Genomic DNA, 14,969 nt, shown 5'->3' on the forward strand with positions numbered 1-14,969 from the left:
TTTCTATATATCTCTTCAGCATTTCTTCCGATACATTTCCTACACTACAGGCAAAATATCCATCTGTCCAAAAGGTATGTTCTTTCCAGAATTGTTTTCGTAAATATTGGGGATATCTTTTCCATATATCTTATTATCACACTGTGCCTCTGACATATCTCATACGAAAACTGTTTTATATCATCTGATATCTGCCTCGAAACCAGTAATTTCTTCCTATATTTACAGACAAAAATAATGTGATATTGTAATAGGTATTTGTGTCTGTTTTTAGATTTCCATGTTCCCACGCCATGAGTATACAATAATTTCTGATTTTTGGCTACCTTAATCCACCGCCTAAAGCCAGTGGGATTGCGGTAGCCTTATTTCAAATTGAATACAATTCCATAATTCCAATAATTTTATTTTTCCTGTTTCGTTTTCCCATTGTTCCTTACTCAGTATCACTTTATCAATTTTTTCCGTTTTAAGTTTCTCCGTCCCATAATGTCCCTGTTGTCTCTTACAATAAAGCATTTCAATCTTTCCAAAATACTCCGAATGTTCTTTCCCTGTTACAACTGCATCTAATGCCATATCCCTGGCTTCTGAACCATCAAAACTAATCAACAGAACATGATCACTCACAATATTCCGTCCAGCGATACTTTTTACTCTAAATTGATCAATACCGTTTCGTTTTCCCCAAAATTCCAACTCCACAGGCTCTTCTACTGCTTTTGAAATAACGGGAATTTCTGAATTGTACTTTGATGTTAATTTTTTCGTTTCCTTCTCAGGTGTTTTTATTGACTTATCATTTTCCCCTGAAATCATCCAGGTTAACATCACCATGATTCCCAATATGACAATAACACCTATCAACCAGCCAGGTATTACATGCCACGATGATTTTACTCCTGCTGTTCCTGCAGCTCCCATAAATATTCCCCACACAATCAACATTGGATATCTTACTTTTCTCATTTTCTCTTTCATACTCTTACGCCAGCCTTTCTTCTACTTAATCTTTACACTTGCCTCGCTTTCATTGCGAGAAACTTCTTTTTCTTGCTTATAATGTAAACGATCAAGTAACTTGAAGGTCAATATTTTTCGAGAAAATTTAATAGAAAATCGGAATCTTGGTATTTCATCATAAAGTGTTCAAAGGTGTTCAAACTTTTTGAAGCAAAAAAATAAGAGAAACGCTGTAAATTCAACATTTCTCCCATTTTTAACTAATGCCGCAGACCGGAATCGAACCGTTTTAAGCAATCACAAATACTGATAGAAAGGGGCTTTGAGGACTTCATCACGGTCTGGGTGTTCAAAAAGTGTTCAAATGTTTCTCATTCACAAACCGTATTTTTACTTGTAAAATGCTTCAATAGCTTGTGCTAAGAAATCAGCAGTACCTTCACCATATTTCTCATCAGTCATAGACTTAATTCTTTCGTTGCGATAATACTGTGCCTGTGCCAGCATAAAACCTTGTTCTTCTTTTATTTGTGAAAACTGCTTCATAAGTAAGCCATATTCTTCAACAACTTCTTGAACTTCCGAAGAATTTACATCACAATTTCTTTTTGCAATTAGTTTTTGCAAAACTGCTTCTATTCGTTTGTTGTAACTGTCAGCTACGTCTTTGCTAATAGGATTGTTGACTACAGATAAATATTTTTCTTTTCCTCCATACCACTCAACAACTTTGGCATAGCCTTTTTGCATTTCTTCTGATGAGACTGCCTCAATATAATGCTTTTTCCATTCTTCAACACTTCCAAACTCTTTGATAGCAAGTTCTTTCATATTGTCGGGCATATGTTCAAGCATAGTTTGAAACATTTCTTCCACTTCTGTTTTACTGAAAATTGCAAAATCCATTTTATTCTCTCCTTTCAGAATATCATCAATGCTGGTAATCAGACGTTCCATACGTTCTTTTTTTGCTACCAACATTTTTCTCTGCATTTGCAAAAGCTGGTTTCTTTCTAGAACCGGGTTATCCATAACAGCTTTGATTTCTTTCAATGGAATATCAAACTCACGGAAAAACAAAACCTGCTGTAATGTTTCCAATGCCTTATCGTCATAAAGCCAGTATCCCGCATCACTTTTTTCTGTTGGCTTTAACAATCCAATTTCATCATAATAGTGAAGCGTGCGAACGCTGATACCTGTTAAATCTGATATTTCTTTTACTGTCCTCATAACTGCTGACCTCCTGTTCCTGATAAGATAACTTTAATCTATGACGTTCCGTGAGAGTCAATAGTTTTCAGTTCAATAAATTGATTTTTCATCTCGACAAGCTGGAATTTTCCTATCCTATAAAAACATTATAAATCACTACAACATAGACAAATACTGCGGTTAAGCAGGTCATGAAAAGCCCACTTTTATCTCGATTATTTTTATATTCTACACTTCTTAATAATAAAAGAGTGGCAAGTGATACAAGCATAATCGGGTTTGCTATGTCAAATGGAAGAATTTTCACTAATCCTAATACAGCGAAAAGCATTGTTATTCAACTAATATGTGATTCTATTTTTATTCCGTACTGTCCAATCTGGTTCTGAACTGCATTCAAAAAATGCTCACAATTTTCTGTTATATCATACTTAAAATGTATTTCTATAATTGCCATCACAATTTCTTCTTCTGGGTACTGTTCCTCGTATTGTTTTGTTTCCAAATAACGAATATATGCGTTAATTTTTGCTTGCAAAAGAATTAAGTGGTCATGTTCGCTTAACGTATTGTTCCCGTTCCATGCAAAGTGGTCGTTCAATAATAAACATAGTGCTTTTCTATTTTTATCTATCGCTATGCCATCAATGATATTCTCATTATCTATTGCCATTTTCCTTTCCTCCACTTCCAATTCGACAACTTAGGATTTGTTATTGCCTTTATGGTAGAAGTTCTATTGTCTTGTTGTTGATTTCTACTTCCAATGTTACACCATATTCCATAATCCATGAATGACTTGTTTTTAATAAATTTAATATAAGTTGGTCTGGTTTTTCTTTAAAAGTAACTCGTAAAATAATTGGACATTTCAAATATTTATTTTGAAATTCTGCACTCTTAGTGTATTTCAAATATGCTTCAATTTTGGTCAACAATGCTCTTTGAGTTTTTTCTTCTCCGTCAATAAACCCATAGCAAATCAAGAATAGTACAATTTCTCCTGTTTTCTTTTCTGCCATAATGTCAATAGAGTATAAATCTCCAAACATTTCTTCTATTGTCATATAATAACTCCTCCATTTTGTTTCCCGCAAATTCAAAATTGTCTAATTCTTCCCCCCCCCCCACATTATAGTTCCATTTTCTAAGCAATGCAATAAAAAAGAATAACATAACAACACACCACCTGTGCTGTCTGCTATCCTTTTCGACTTACCACCATTATTCATTCGCTGTCCGTATCTTTCAAAGACTAACGTTCCGCAGGATGCCCAGAGCGACGGTTCCTAACAGGGCGGAGGGTCGGCTGGGCAAGTGGACGGTTCTCTACACATCCCCTATTCTGCCAGATATTCTATCGCCGATTCTCTTCTTCCCTCATATTTGTCTTTCGCAAGAAGTTCATTGATAAAACACAGCAGTTTCTCCGTGTCATCATCGTCCAGTAAATCCATTTTCACCAGTATATCAAGTTCTGTCTGGTTCTTTGGATGTACGGATACTGGCTGAGACATATCAACCACTACTTTCAGCCGATTGGTTTTCTGTGTAGTTTCAATATCCGTAGTCAGTCCCATGACATGACTTTTACTTACTCCAAATATCTGCGACAGCTTTTCCCATATGGATTCATCTCTCGGTGTTCCATTGCCGTTCTCATAGTTTGTCAGCATACTCTGCGAAATACCCAGTTCTTTTGCCAGTTCCGCAACCGTGATATTGCTTTCTTTTCTCAATGCTTTTATTTTATTCACGTTCAAGCACCTCCTTCATAAGCACATTATATTTCAAGATTTTCCGTCTGTCAATCTTTTTATCGGATATTCAGATATTTTACTTGACATTGTCTTTCTCTTGCTATATGATATAAATATCTTAATATCTGATAATCAGATATTTGTAAGGGAGGTGATTGCATGATACGAGGAAATGACTTTATTTTAAATCCGAACAAATTGGAAGAACAGTTTCAGTTAGTGGAAGTTTCTGATTGGGTAGACTTTACCACAAAAGAAAAATTAGGATTCTACTACACTGTCCTCTTCCCAAAATTGAAGTTTGAAAAGGTCAAGGTGGGTGTAAAAGCTACTAATCAGCTTGTTTCTAATGAAGAGCTTGAACAGAAAGGGCAAATTCCCGTTTCATTTGAGGGATTACATACATGGGCTAGTCTTTATAATGGACGTCTTTCTGTTAAGGCAGAAGCTGATAATATCAGAAAGGCAGGAATGAAATAATACGTCCATACCCAGCCAGTCAGTGCCGGACAGCGTCATAGGTCTGACTGGCTGGCCGTTGCAAAGGAAGATTTTTCTTCCGACTATACTTGATATATAAAACAACATCTTCCGAAAACAGGAAGAAAACGCATGATGAAAATAGGATATGAGGTGAAATTCGTGAACAGTACAAATGACTATTTTGTATACAATACGAAAATCATTGAAACTCCTACTACAAAAGAGATATATTTTTATGAATCTCCAATTTATAGTCATTCAAATACCAAATCAGATTTAACCAAAACAAGCAAACGAAAAACTTTTGATGAAATGTCGGCTCATAAGCAATATGACAGTTTGAAACGCAAGCAGAAACATTATGAACAGACACGCTGGGAAATTGCCCGTATCTTGGATTGCAATTTTGACAATAAAACCAAATTTTTAACACTGACATTCAAAGATAATATTCAAGACATTACCATAACGAACCGAGAATTTAAGTATTTCATTCAACGATTAAATTACTATTTATACCAGACGAAAATCCAGACATTAAAATATATTGCAACGTGGGAGAAGCAGAAACGTGGAGCAATCCACTATCATGTTATTTTCTTTGATTTTCCGTATATCGCAAAAGAGAAACTACAGGAATTATGGTCGCATGGGTTTATCAAAATAAACCGCATTGACGTAGACAGCAAAGAAAACAGAGGCCGCTACCTCAGCAAATATTTTGGAAAAGACCTGGAATTAAAAGAGCATAAGAAAAAAGCATTTTTCAAATCCCAGAATCTGAAAATGCCAATGGAACAAAAACTTATGCTCACCGATGATGTTTTCAAAGGATTGGAACAGGAAAACATTGTCTTCCAGAAAAAATACATCCGACAGGTATATGATACAAAGTCCTTTATTACCACAGGCTCGCTCCTAAAGGACAGCAGTGTAACATATATCAAAATAAAAAAGAGCCAGAACAGGTGTGCAAGGGGGATTTCTGATGAATAAATCCGTCACACAGTCCGACATTACTTTATTGAATACGCTCGCCACCTGTGCTAATATGTCAGCAGATGAAGTCTTCAAAGATTTTAAACTTATGGCAGACAAAAAAATCTTGGAGAACCACAAATATGAAATTTATTACTCGGAATCTGAAAAAAGCTGGCGCACTTATTTACCCGATGATACCAAACCCAATAACCGCCGTCCTGTTAAGAGGAAGAGTAAAGAGAACCTTGAAAAAGAAATCGTAAGATTTTATATTGAAAAGCAGAAAAACGAAAATCGTGAGAACATCACACTGGAAACGTTGTATGCAGAATGGCTCTTGTATAAAAGAGATTATACTTCTGTAAAGGCAAAGACAATTCAAGAATACGTTTCAGAGTGGAACAGATTTTTTAAAGACACGGCACTTTCTCAAATGAAAATCGGTGACATCAAACCGATTACACTTATCCGTTTTTTCAGAGAAGTTACCAAAGAACGCAAATATACACACAAACGGATAAGCAATGCACGTTCCGTATTGAATGGCATTATGAGCTATGCCATTGAAGAAGAGATTCTATCTCACAATCCTGTATCCGATGTGAATTTCAAGCAGTTTACATATAAACCAGTTGAAATACAAACGGATAATGTATTTTCCCATGAAGATACGCAGAAATTGCTGAATTATCTGAAATGTATCATCGAGCCTTATTCATTGGCAATACAGCTATCCTTTTATCTGTTTATCCGTATCGGTGAAACAAAAGCAATCCGCTGGGAAGATATTGATTATAGCAAGAGAACAGTCTATTTGCACCGACAAGTCACCTGTGAACGTACTCTGAATGATGATTTATCCTTTTCCAAAAGAGAAGTGAAAGTTGTAAACCAGATGAAGGGAAATACCTCTCATGGATTCCGTAAGCAGTTCTTAACAGATGAAGCACTCAAGATTCTCCAAAAGGCAAAAGAATTAAATCCTAACGGAATATATGTCTTTGAACCAGACGGAGAAATTATGACTACGGACAGCTTTAACCGCCGTTTAAAGAAATACTGCAAAGAAGCTGGTGTACCTTATCATTCCAGTCATAAAATCCGTTTCTACAATGCTTCAACAGCCTTTGACGGAAACAATCTCACAACCCTCAGTTATTTAATGGGGCATAGTGAAACAGCAACCACGCTTCACTATCTGCGAAACGTCAATAAAAGGGATAATGATATGCTTGCTTTTCAAAAACTTGGGATTTCATCATAAAGTGTTCAAAGGTGTTCAAACTTTTTGAAGCAAAAAATAAGAGAAACGCTGTAAATTCAACGTTTCTCTCACTTTTACCTACTGCCGCAGACCGGAATCGAACCGGTACGGGAGTATAAGTCCCGCAGGATTTTAAGTCCTGTGCGTCTGCCAGTTCCGCCACTGCGGCATTCTAGCTTCTGCGCCAACTCGTTAGAGCTGTGTGCATCGCGCGAAGCGCGTGTCACATTTTGCGACTAAACTATCTAAAATTCTGCAACAATCTCTCGTCGCAAAATGGGACCAATAGGGCTCGAACCTATGACCCTCTGCTTGTAAGGCAGATGCTCTCCCAGCTGAGCTATGATCCCATATTCAAAAAAATAAACGTGATATCATACAAATGATATCAACGACCCAGAAGAGACTCGAACTCTCGACCTCCGCCGTGACAGGGCGGCGCTCTAACCAACTGAGCCACTGGGCCAGATAAATGGACCTTCGGGGACTCGAACCCAGGACCGATCGGTTATGAGCCGATTGCTCTAACCAGCTGAGCTAAAGGTCCAAAATCATTAAGTCCCGTTTAGGAACTAAGCCGATGATCGGACTCGAACCGATAACCTGCTGATTACAAATCAGCTGCTCTGCCAATTGAGCCACATCGGCATAATAAAAATGACTCCAACGGGAATCGAACCCGTGTTACCGCCGTGAAAGGGCGATGTCTTAACCGCTTGACCATGGAGCCATATTCTTTATCGCTTGTGTGTTTTTCGTGTGTGTTTTTCGTGTGTATCACTCGCGACGAATGTTATAATATCATAGCGCAAGTGTTTTGGCAACCCTTTTTTTTAATTTTTTTTATTTTTTTGCAAAAACTTTTTATAATCCCCGAAAAGCCCCGTAAATACAGTGTTTTCAGGATTATAACTCCCCCCCCCCCAAAAAATTTTACCTTCCTATCAAGATAGTCATAATTTTGTTCGTTGATTTGTTGTTAAATCATCTCCTTTTTATTTTAGGAAATTTACACAAACTACGATAAAATGTATCATTGTATTTTGCAAAGTTTTTCCCTTGATACCATCTTTCGTGTGTGCTACGATAGACAAGCATTACTTTTCAACTACATATTAATAAGAAATAAGGAGATTTTACAAATGAAATTTTTGAAACAATTCGGGATTATTCTTGTCTTTTCTTTCATCGGAGAATTGTTGAACCATGTACTTCCGCTTCCAGTTCCTGCAAGCATCTATGGAATTATATTGATGTTCACCTGTTTAAAATTGGGTTTCTTCCCTCTTTCAGAGATTGAAGAAACAGGTCGATTTCTGATTGAAATCATGCCACTAATGTTTATTCCAGCTGCTGTAGGACTTTTAGAAGCATGGGATATTATTCGGTCAGTATGGATTCTGTACCTTGTTGTTACTATTTTCTCTACTATATTTGTTATGGCTGTCTCTGGCATGACTACTCAATATATGATTCGTTATTCCGCTTCAAAAAAAGCAGCGTTAAAAAAAGCTTTGTCTGCCAAGGAAGGGGAATGTGGCTATGGAATTTTTTAACAACTCTGTCTTTTTCGGGGTACTGTTAAGCCTTCTCGCCTACGGTATTGGCGCATTATTAAAACAGAAATTCAAACTTGCCATTTTCAATCCGCTCCTTATCGCAGTAATTATAGTAATTGCTGTTTTAGCAGTTTCCGGAATTGATTATAAGGTATATAATGAAGGAGCGAAATACATTTCTTATCTGCTTACACCAGCTACAATCTGCCTTGCTATTCCGCTTTATGAACAGTTCGAATTATTGAAATCCAACTGGAAAGCAATTGCGGTCGGTATTTTCAGTGGTGTACTTGCAAGCCTTGGAAGTATTCTTGCCATGGCAGTCCTATTTGGATTTACGCATCAGGAATATGTATCATTTCTTCCAAAATCTATTACAACTGCGATTGGAATGGATGTATCAGAAGAACTTGGAGGATACGTTTCCATCACCGTTGCTATCATCGTATTAACAGGTGTACTGGGAAATATGTGTGCAGAAAGCTTATGTAAGCTTTTCAAAATCGAAGAACCTATTGCCAAGGGTATTGCCATCGGCACTGCTTCCCACGCAATCGGAACTTCCAAAGCTATGGAGCTTGGGGATATTGAAGGCGCAATGAGCAGCTTGTCCATCGTAGTATCCGGACTTATCACTGTCATTGGTGCGTCCGTATTTGCACAATTCATGTAAGATATCAGAATTACGAAATGTATCGCATGAATCTATCCATAGTATCTTAGAAAAATAAATTACAAAGGAGACTCTCTCATGCCAGTATTTGATTTTAGTAATCCTGAATCAACAACGACAACAACCGAAGTTACTTACACTACATTTCACTCTGATAAAAATGTTGCTACTCCGGAAGATCCGATTCTTCTTCTGGACAATGTTTCCCGCCAGTGGGCTCATCATTCCTGCGGTGTATTCACAAACCCTGCAAAGCACACAGCATTTGAATTTGAAGAAGAAGATGGCATTATCAGTGCCAATATTCTTCAGATTGATTCCCGCTTTGTAAGCCTGATCAAATGGCTCGGCGAAAATCATATCAACGTTCGTCTGTCCGGTAAGAACCTCCCAGACGGTTATGCAGTCTACAAAATTCGTGAAATTGCCTATGGCGGTGCCACAAAATTATCTGCTGAAGACGGTTTCCTTCAGTTTATGATGGAACGGCTCTTTTCCAGCAGCGCCCCGCTTGACGAGACGCTGAAAGAGGAAGACTCTGAACTTGGTGATGATATGAAACTTACAAGTATTCAGAGTATTACCGACTTCATTACTTGTGCCGGAAGAACTCTTCCTGATAACATCCGTCTCTGGGCAAGACGTAATCTAGCAGTTGCAAAATCCCACGAAGTATCCCCGGAAGAACGACGCCACGCACAGCGTGCGCTTTCTATTATGATGAATATCCAGTGGAAGACAGATTATTTTGAATCAATTGATCCTGATGAAGCAAGACGTATCTTAGACGAAGAACTCTACGGTATGGAACGCGTAAAGCAACGTATTATAGAGACAATCATCCAGATTAATCGTACACATACCCTTCCGGCTTACGGACTTCTCCTGGTAGGACCTGCAGGAACAGGAAAATCCCAAATTGCCTACGCTGTTGCAAGAATCCTTAAGCTGCCTTGGACAACTTTGGATATGAGCTCCATCAATGACCCGGAACAGTTGACCGGAAGTTCCCGTATATACGCAAATGCCAAGACCGGTATTATTATGGATGCATTTGCAATGGCAGGAGAATCTAACCTGGTTTTCATTATCAACGAGCTTGATAAAGCTGCTTCCGGTAAAGGAAATGGAAATCCAGCCGATGTATTGTTGACACTATTAGATAATCTTGGATTTACAGACAACTACATTGAGTGTATGATTCCAACTTCCGGTGTTTATCCAATCGCAACAGCCAATGATAAATCCCAGATCAGTGCACCGTTAATGTCACGTTTTGCTGTTATTGATATTCCGGATTACACACCAGAAGAGAAGAAAGTTATTTTCTCCAAATTTGCACTGCCAAAGATTTTAAAACGTATGAGTTTAAAAGAAAGCGAATGTATCGTGTCACCAGAAGCTCTGGACGCTGTTATTGAAAAATTCTCAGATACGACTGGAATCCGTGATCTGGAGCAGGCTGCCGAGCATATCGCAGCAAATGCACTATATCAAATCGAGGTAAATCATGTATCCTCTGTTACATTTGATGCTGCTATGTTGAAAGAATTATTTGACTAAAATAATCTTCTGCACATTTTCTCGATCCTGCGAGGTATAAATTTTTAGAGCACTTTAACTACATCCATATGTAACTAAAAAATCTGTAATATAGGAGATTTTGATATATTTCTAAAATTCTCCATATTACAGATTTTTCACTATTTCAGTCAAACGTACTTAAAACTTCTCAATTAGGTTCAAGTCGAACATCCGTGAGACTTGGCTCGTGATTCTGGTCAGCAAAGCTGACATATTCCTATCAGAATCACTGCGCATCCTCGCGGAGTGTTTATCTCAGTCGGAGACCTAACTCCCACTGAGACAAATTTGCTATTACTCACCACTTGAAGAGGGGGAGTCTTCTCGACTGAGATAAATATTTATTACTGCCTTTTACGTCTGACAAGACCATAAAAAGTCAATGCAATTGCTATAGGACACATCACTTTCAGAATCGGCAATGATACATTTAAAATCGCATTTAATCCCGCACAGGAAATCACAAAACTGAAGACAGCAAATACAAGTAACCATTTAAAATACGAAATCTTCGGAACTAATTCGTGGAAATATGCAGAACAGCAACATAGCAAACCTACACATACATTAAAACATGCTATGAAAAATATAATACCAATCAATACTTTTCCATAGATACCAAAACATGCGTGAACTGCATAGGTCAGAATCTGCGTTCCATTTTCCACATTTCCGACCTTACTACTGCACAATACACCAATATATGCTGTTGCGCTATATACAATACAAAGTAAGATTCCAGCTCCAATTCCCGCCAGAATCGTCTCTTTAGCCACACCTTTCCGATTCTTCACACCAAATGCTTCAATGTTCATAGCTATAACTGCACCAAAGTTAAATGCCGCTAAAATATCCATTGTCTGATATCCCGTGACAAAACCATGCTGAAGCGCATGCCCTTTATAGCTCGCATCTGCCTGTCTTACAACTGTCGGGAACTTTACAACAACTCCCACGAAAATAACTGCAATCAAAATCAACAGAATCGGTGTCATTACTTTTCCCAGTAAATCCTTAAGTCTCGTTGGCTTCAGCGCGACTATCGTTGCTATCACAAAAAATGTAAACGAGTATATACACCGCATAATCAATAAAGACTCAGCACTGACTCCGTCAGATAAAAATGGCACGACCGCCATCTCAAAACTGGTAGATGCTGTCCTTGGAATTGCAACAAAAGGTCCGATTAACAAATGGATCAGCACCGCATAAACTGTCGCAAATGCCGGGTGTATGCTTCCCGCCAAATTCTTCAATCCATCATGCTTTGCCACAGATATCACCGCAAGAGCAGGTAATACCACCGCCGTCAGTAACATTCCAACCATAGCCGGTATCGTACTGCTGCCCGCTTCAGCACCCAGAAACGGCGGAAATATCAGATTGCCTGCTCCAAAAAACATGGAAAACAGCGTAAATCCGATTACACATCTATTTCTCATAGACAAACTTTTCATAAATCACTCTTACACTCCTTCAAGTTATTTTTTGTTATAAATTCAAGAATGCCTCTGCAATCCTGCCGGAGGCTATATCAGCTGGGGGATTGACTCCCACCACTGATACCAGCTTGTTTCTCACCACCTATAAAGGTGGAGTCATCTCCCAGCTGATATTCTTCAAATGCTCTAACAATCCTGTACAACCTTCCAGTACATCATCATAGGTCGCATCAAAATTGCCCGTATACCACGGATCAGCAATTTCTGTTCCCGGACGATCCGTAAAGTCTAAAAGCATAGAAACTTTTTTCTCTGGATCTGAACCGATGATTCTCATAATATTTCGGATATTCCACGCATCCATACCGATAATATAATCAAACTCTTCATAGTCTCTTCTCATCATCTGCCGTGCCCTGTGGTTGCCACACGGAATTCCTACTTCTTTTAACTTCTGTCTCGTGCCATGATGAACACCATTACCAATCTCCTCACGACTAGTTGCAGCCGAATCAATATAGAATTCACTGGCAAGCCCCGCCTGGTCTGTTAGATATTTCATAACATATTCAGACATCGTTGATCGGCAAATATTGCCGTGGCAGATGAAAAGTACTTTTATCATTGTTGCATAACCTCGCATTTCTTAGTTTTTCTTGGTATTTCGGGCTTTGTAAGCCTTTGTAAATTTTTGCTTTCTGGCATAACCTGGTTTATTTTCGCATAATATTGTCCGCAAAAGGTGTAAAATAAGGTGTATGTTTTTCTATTTTACACCTTGCTATTTTCAATTAAAAATCGTAATTACACAATCTGAATCCGGGCAACTTCTTCCCTGGCATCCTCAAGATTTACATGCGTATATGTATTCAACGTTACGCTAATCTCTGAGTGGCCCATCAAATATTGCAATGCTTTTGGATTCATTCCGGATTTTGCCATATTTGAGCAATAGGTATGCCGACATACATGTGGATGTGTCAAGTATAGGACAAAAAAAATTTTATTTTTTTCTGCCGAAAACTATCTGACGCTCCCATCAGGTAGTCCCAGCACCTTTATTATCTTCTGATAAGTCATTTTTGTCCTGCTCAAGTTATCTCTGTTCTGAAAAAATATCGTCAAAATTCCATTCGATTTCGATTTCATCCTGACTATGAACACGGATCACCTTGATAATCTCACGCAGCTTCTCTGTATCGAACTTCTGAATTCCCAAGAAATCTTTTAGTTTTATTTTATCAGAAAGTTCATTTTGTTCAAGAAGCTTTTTGCTATTCTCCGCATCTTCTATTTTTCGTTTAATTTCATCCAGCTGTCCACTTATCTTTTCCGCTCTCTGCTTATACAAATAACGATCCATACGACCATCTTTGTAATCATCATAGAGTTTCATCTTTTCCGAGGTCAACTGTCGGCTCTGCTTTTGCAATTCTGCGGTATTGATCTCTTTGTAGTCGCATTGCCTGTTGTAAGATACTTTCTTTTCTTTTTCCAACATTGACGCTGCATACTGATGAACAAGCCCAAGGATATTCTCCTCCAGCGGTTCCCGTCGGATCACCAGACTTCGACACACAGGATCTCCATTGGTTCGAGCATCTGAGCATTTTAGCAGATGCTCCGTTTCTTTTAGCAAAGAATGCCCACAGTTGGCACATAACAGCAATGCTGGTTGCTTTTTACGTCTTTCCAGAGTAAAATTGGTGCGTGATTCCGCAACACTTCTCTTCTTTTTCGGATGCATTTCATTTGCTTTTTCAAACAATGCCCTGTCTATAATTGCCGTATGATGATTTTCCAGGCGAACCCATTCTGTTTCATCATTCAGAACTGCTTTATGACCGGTATGCATACTGCAACGTGTTTTGCCCCAGATTCTGGTTCCAATATAAATCTCATCCCGGACAATTGCCGCTACTGTCGTAGGGCTCCAGTGTTTCTTTTTGATCGTGTCAAACCTCTGGAACTGCACCTGATCCCCTCTTGATAATTTCTGCTCATCACAAGTGGCAATCGCCTGTCTGTTCAATTCCCTTGTAATATCTGCAAAACTTGTTCCTTCCGCTGCCATCCGAAAAATCATTTTCACGACTTTTGCAGCCTCCGGATCAACTTCCAGTCTTCCGTCTTTTCCTTTTTTATAGCCATATCTGGCATTTACTGGAAGGCGTGTACCATTTCTCGTTCTTGTCTGCAATGCTGATGAAATTTTCTTGGACAAATCCAGGCTATACATATTGTATACCAGATTCTGCAATGCTACATTCATTCCACCAGTCATTCCGCTGCTTGCTGCACTGTCATAGCTGTCATTAATCGAAATAAATCGAATCTGTAGAAGTGGGAAAATATATTCAATATAAAATCCAACTTCCAGATAGTCTCTTCCGAATCTGGAAAAGTCTTTTACAACTACACAGCCGATTTCTCCACTTTTCATGTCATCCTGCAGCTGTTGAAATCCCTACCTTTTAAAATGAGTACCGCTGACACCGTCATCCACATATTCCAGGATATCTGCCTCAGCAACACCCAACCGATCAATCACAAATGATTTTAACAGAATTCTCTGAGAAGTTACACTGTCGCTCTCTTTTTTGGCTCTGCCATCTACATTGTCATCTTCTGCGGATAAACGGATGTAAACAGCTGTTTTTCTATGATCTGTCATCTTGACTGCGCCTCCTTCTCTTTCTTTAATTTCTGTAAATCTGCAAACTGATCGTCATATACCAGCTTGATCTCATAATCATACTTACCATGGATAATAATTGAATCCACAAAGGCATCTGCCATTTCTTTTGTCAGCTTACGCTTTGACATATAAGTATGTATCACATTTCCCCAGCCTTCTTCAATGTGGTAATCCTGGGAATACCGAACCTGTGCCGCCAATACTGTGTCCAGACGGCTCTTGATATTCTCAATTTCATTGGAATAGATCCGAGAAAACTGTATGTACTCTTCTTCTGTAATCAAACGTTCCGAGTAATCTTCATATAAATCCGACTTACGCTTACTGATTCGGCTTAGTTCCCGTCG

Annotated in this window: 15 protein-coding genes, 6 tRNA genes and 3 pseudogenes; 6 read left to right on the forward strand and 18 right to left on the reverse strand. The window is 38.5% G+C overall.

Going from position 1 to position 14,969, the window contains the following annotated elements; all coding sequences use genetic code 11:
* From G593_RS19915 to G593_RS0117190, 6 genes and pseudogenes are all read right to left on the reverse strand, one after another.
* Positions 1-290: pseudogene (locus G593_RS19915) on the reverse strand (transposase); the annotation flags it as partial.
* Between the two features lie 49 nt (positions 291-339).
* Positions 340-981, reverse strand: a complete 642-nt coding sequence (locus G593_RS0117165) for a hypothetical protein (RefSeq protein WP_005342410.1) — start codon at positions 979-981, stop codon at positions 340-342.
* A 372-nt stretch (positions 982-1,353) separates the two neighbouring features.
* Positions 1,354-2,196, reverse strand: coding sequence for a MerR family transcriptional regulator (locus G593_RS0117170; RefSeq protein ID WP_029732480.1), 843 nt, complete (start codon positions 2,194-2,196; stop codon positions 1,354-1,356).
* A gap of 319 nt (positions 2,197-2,515) precedes the next feature.
* Positions 2,516-2,851, reverse strand: coding sequence for a DUF6572 domain-containing protein (locus G593_RS0117180; protein WP_029732482.1), 336 nt, complete (start codon positions 2,849-2,851; stop codon positions 2,516-2,518).
* A 49-nt stretch (positions 2,852-2,900) separates the two neighbouring features.
* Positions 2,901-3,245, reverse strand: coding sequence for a DUF6572 domain-containing protein (locus G593_RS0117185; protein ID WP_029732483.1), 345 nt, complete (start codon positions 3,243-3,245; stop codon positions 2,901-2,903).
* 273 nt (positions 3,246-3,518) lie between these two features.
* Complete coding sequence (locus tag G593_RS0117190; protein WP_029732484.1) at positions 3,519-3,935, reverse strand: helix-turn-helix domain-containing protein; 417 nt, start codon at positions 3,933-3,935, stop codon at positions 3,519-3,521.
* A 162-nt stretch (positions 3,936-4,097) separates the two neighbouring features.
* Between G593_RS0117190 and G593_RS0117195 the strand changes: the two genes are divergently transcribed.
* The 3 genes from G593_RS0117195 to G593_RS0117205 all read left to right on the forward strand — a co-directional run bounded on the left by G593_RS0117195 (position 4,098) and on the right by G593_RS0117205 (position 6,666).
* On the forward strand, positions 4,098-4,418 hold the full coding sequence (locus G593_RS0117195; RefSeq protein ID WP_029732486.1) for a hypothetical protein: 321 nt from the start codon (positions 4,098-4,100) through the stop codon (positions 4,416-4,418).
* Between the two features lie 132 nt (positions 4,419-4,550).
* Positions 4,551-5,417, forward strand: coding sequence for a rolling circle replication-associated protein (locus G593_RS0117200; protein WP_242827130.1), 867 nt, complete (start codon positions 4,551-4,553; stop codon positions 5,415-5,417).
* Positions 5,410-6,666: a tyrosine-type recombinase/integrase gene (locus G593_RS0117205; protein ID WP_029732488.1), complete on the forward strand. Its 1,257-nt coding sequence runs from the start codon at positions 5,410-5,412 to the stop codon at positions 6,664-6,666. Before G593_RS0117200 ends, G593_RS0117205 begins: the two co-directional genes overlap by 8 nt.
* An 82-nt stretch (positions 6,667-6,748) precedes the next feature.
* Here the strand turns inward: G593_RS0117205 and G593_RS0117210 are convergent.
* The 6 genes from G593_RS0117210 to G593_RS0117235 form a co-directional block, all read right to left on the reverse strand.
* Positions 6,749-6,835 (reverse strand) — tRNA-Leu (locus tag G593_RS0117210).
* A 108-nt stretch (positions 6,836-6,943) separates the two neighbouring features.
* Positions 6,944-7,016: transfer RNA gene (locus G593_RS0117215), tRNA-Val, on the reverse strand.
* Positions 7,017-7,058: 42 nt separating this feature from the next.
* A tRNA-Asp gene (locus tag G593_RS0117220) sits at positions 7,059-7,132 on the reverse strand.
* Positions 7,133-7,139: 7 nt separating this feature from the next.
* A tRNA-Ile gene (locus G593_RS0117225) sits at positions 7,140-7,213 on the reverse strand.
* 28 nt (positions 7,214-7,241) lie between these two features.
* Positions 7,242-7,314 (reverse strand) — tRNA-Thr (locus tag G593_RS0117230).
* Between the two features lie 10 nt (positions 7,315-7,324).
* Positions 7,325-7,396: transfer RNA gene (locus tag G593_RS0117235), tRNA-Glu, on the reverse strand.
* A gap of 412 nt (positions 7,397-7,808) precedes the next feature.
* Here G593_RS0117235 and G593_RS0117240 point away from each other — a divergent pair.
* From G593_RS0117240 to G593_RS0117250, 3 genes are all read left to right on the forward strand, one after another.
* Positions 7,809-8,222 carry a CidA/LrgA family protein gene (locus G593_RS0117240; RefSeq protein ID WP_005342412.1) on the forward strand — a complete coding sequence of 138 codons (414 nt, stop codon included), beginning with the start codon at positions 7,809-7,811 and terminating at the stop codon, positions 8,220-8,222.
* Positions 8,209-8,898, forward strand: coding sequence for an LrgB family protein (locus G593_RS0117245; protein WP_005342414.1), 690 nt, complete (start codon positions 8,209-8,211; stop codon positions 8,896-8,898). Before G593_RS0117240 ends, G593_RS0117245 begins: the two co-directional genes overlap by 14 nt.
* A gap of 78 nt (positions 8,899-8,976) precedes the next feature.
* On the forward strand, positions 8,977-10,461 hold the full coding sequence (locus G593_RS0117250; protein ID WP_005342416.1) for an AAA family ATPase: 1,485 nt from the start codon (positions 8,977-8,979) through the stop codon (positions 10,459-10,461).
* 365 nt (positions 10,462-10,826) lie between these two features.
* On the opposite strand, the gene brnQ is transcribed toward G593_RS0117250, so the two are convergent.
* The 6 genes and pseudogenes from brnQ to G593_RS0117270 all read right to left on the reverse strand — a co-directional run.
* Positions 10,827-11,939 carry a branched-chain amino acid transport system II carrier protein gene (brnQ, locus tag G593_RS0117255; protein ID WP_005342417.1) on the reverse strand — a complete coding sequence of 371 codons (1,113 nt, stop codon included), beginning with the start codon at positions 11,937-11,939 and terminating at the stop codon, positions 10,827-10,829.
* A 127-nt stretch (positions 11,940-12,066) separates the two neighbouring features.
* Complete coding sequence (locus tag G593_RS0117260; RefSeq protein WP_005342421.1) at positions 12,067-12,549, reverse strand: low molecular weight protein-tyrosine-phosphatase; 483 nt, start codon at positions 12,547-12,549, stop codon at positions 12,067-12,069.
* Positions 12,550-12,728: 179 nt separating this feature from the next.
* Positions 12,729-12,899: pseudogene (locus tag G593_RS19920) on the reverse strand (tyrosine-type recombinase/integrase); the annotation flags it as partial.
* A gap of 121 nt (positions 12,900-13,020) precedes the next feature.
* On the reverse strand, positions 13,021-14,379 hold the full coding sequence (locus tag G593_RS18900; RefSeq protein WP_255348545.1) for a recombinase family protein: 1,359 nt from the start codon (positions 14,377-14,379) through the stop codon (positions 13,021-13,023).
* Between the two features lie 12 nt (positions 14,380-14,391).
* A complete protein-coding gene (locus G593_RS21050; RefSeq protein ID WP_242827132.1) occupies positions 14,392-14,598 on the reverse strand; it encodes a hypothetical protein in 207 nt (68 codons plus the stop codon).
* A pseudogene (locus G593_RS0117270) lies at positions 14,595-14,969 on the reverse strand (recombinase family protein); the annotation flags it as partial. The pseudogene G593_RS0117270 and the gene G593_RS21050, both read right to left, overlap by 4 nt.

It is taken from the genome of Dorea sp. AGR2135, from assembly GCF_000420885.1.
Lineage (GTDB): Bacteria > Bacillota > Clostridia > Lachnospirales > Lachnospiraceae > Dorea > Dorea formicigenerans.

What these genes read in the sequence shown, in the direction of transcription:
- G593_RS0117165 (WP_005342410.1), bottom strand. Translation starts at nt 981, where the DNA reads ATGAAAGAGAAAATGAGAAAAGTAAGATATCCAATGTTGATTGTGTGG.
- G593_RS0117170 (WP_029732480.1), bottom strand. Translation starts at nt 2,196, where the DNA reads ATGAGGACAGTAAAAGAAATATCAGATTTAACAGGTATCAGCGTTCGC.
- G593_RS0117180 (WP_029732482.1), bottom strand. Translation starts at nt 2,851, where the DNA reads ATGGCAATAGATAATGAGAATATCATTGATGGCATAGCGATAGATAAA.
- G593_RS0117185 (WP_029732483.1), bottom strand. Translation starts at nt 3,245, where the DNA reads ATGACAATAGAAGAAATGTTTGGAGATTTATACTCTATTGACATTATG.
- G593_RS0117195 (WP_029732486.1), top strand. Translation starts at nt 4,098, where the DNA reads ATGATACGAGGAAATGACTTTATTTTAAATCCGAACAAATTGGAAGAA.
- G593_RS0117200 (WP_242827130.1), top strand. Translation starts at nt 4,551, where the DNA reads ATGATGAAAATAGGATATGAGGTGAAATTCGTGAACAGTACAAATGAC.
- G593_RS0117205 (WP_029732488.1), top strand. Translation starts at nt 5,410, where the DNA reads ATGAATAAATCCGTCACACAGTCCGACATTACTTTATTGAATACGCTC.
- G593_RS0117240 (WP_005342412.1), top strand. Translation starts at nt 7,809, where the DNA reads ATGAAATTTTTGAAACAATTCGGGATTATTCTTGTCTTTTCTTTCATC.
- G593_RS0117245 (WP_005342414.1), top strand. Translation starts at nt 8,209, where the DNA reads ATGGAATTTTTTAACAACTCTGTCTTTTTCGGGGTACTGTTAAGCCTT.
- G593_RS0117250 (WP_005342416.1), top strand. Translation starts at nt 8,977, where the DNA reads ATGCCAGTATTTGATTTTAGTAATCCTGAATCAACAACGACAACAACC.
- brnQ (WP_005342417.1), bottom strand. Translation starts at nt 11,939, where the DNA reads ATGAAAAGTTTGTCTATGAGAAATAGATGTGTAATCGGATTTACGCTG.
- G593_RS0117260 (WP_005342421.1), bottom strand. Translation starts at nt 12,549, where the DNA reads ATGATAAAAGTACTTTTCATCTGCCACGGCAATATTTGCCGATCAACG.
- G593_RS21050 (WP_242827132.1), bottom strand. Translation starts at nt 14,598, where the DNA reads ATGACAGATCATAGAAAAACAGCTGTTTACATCCGTTTATCCGCAGAA.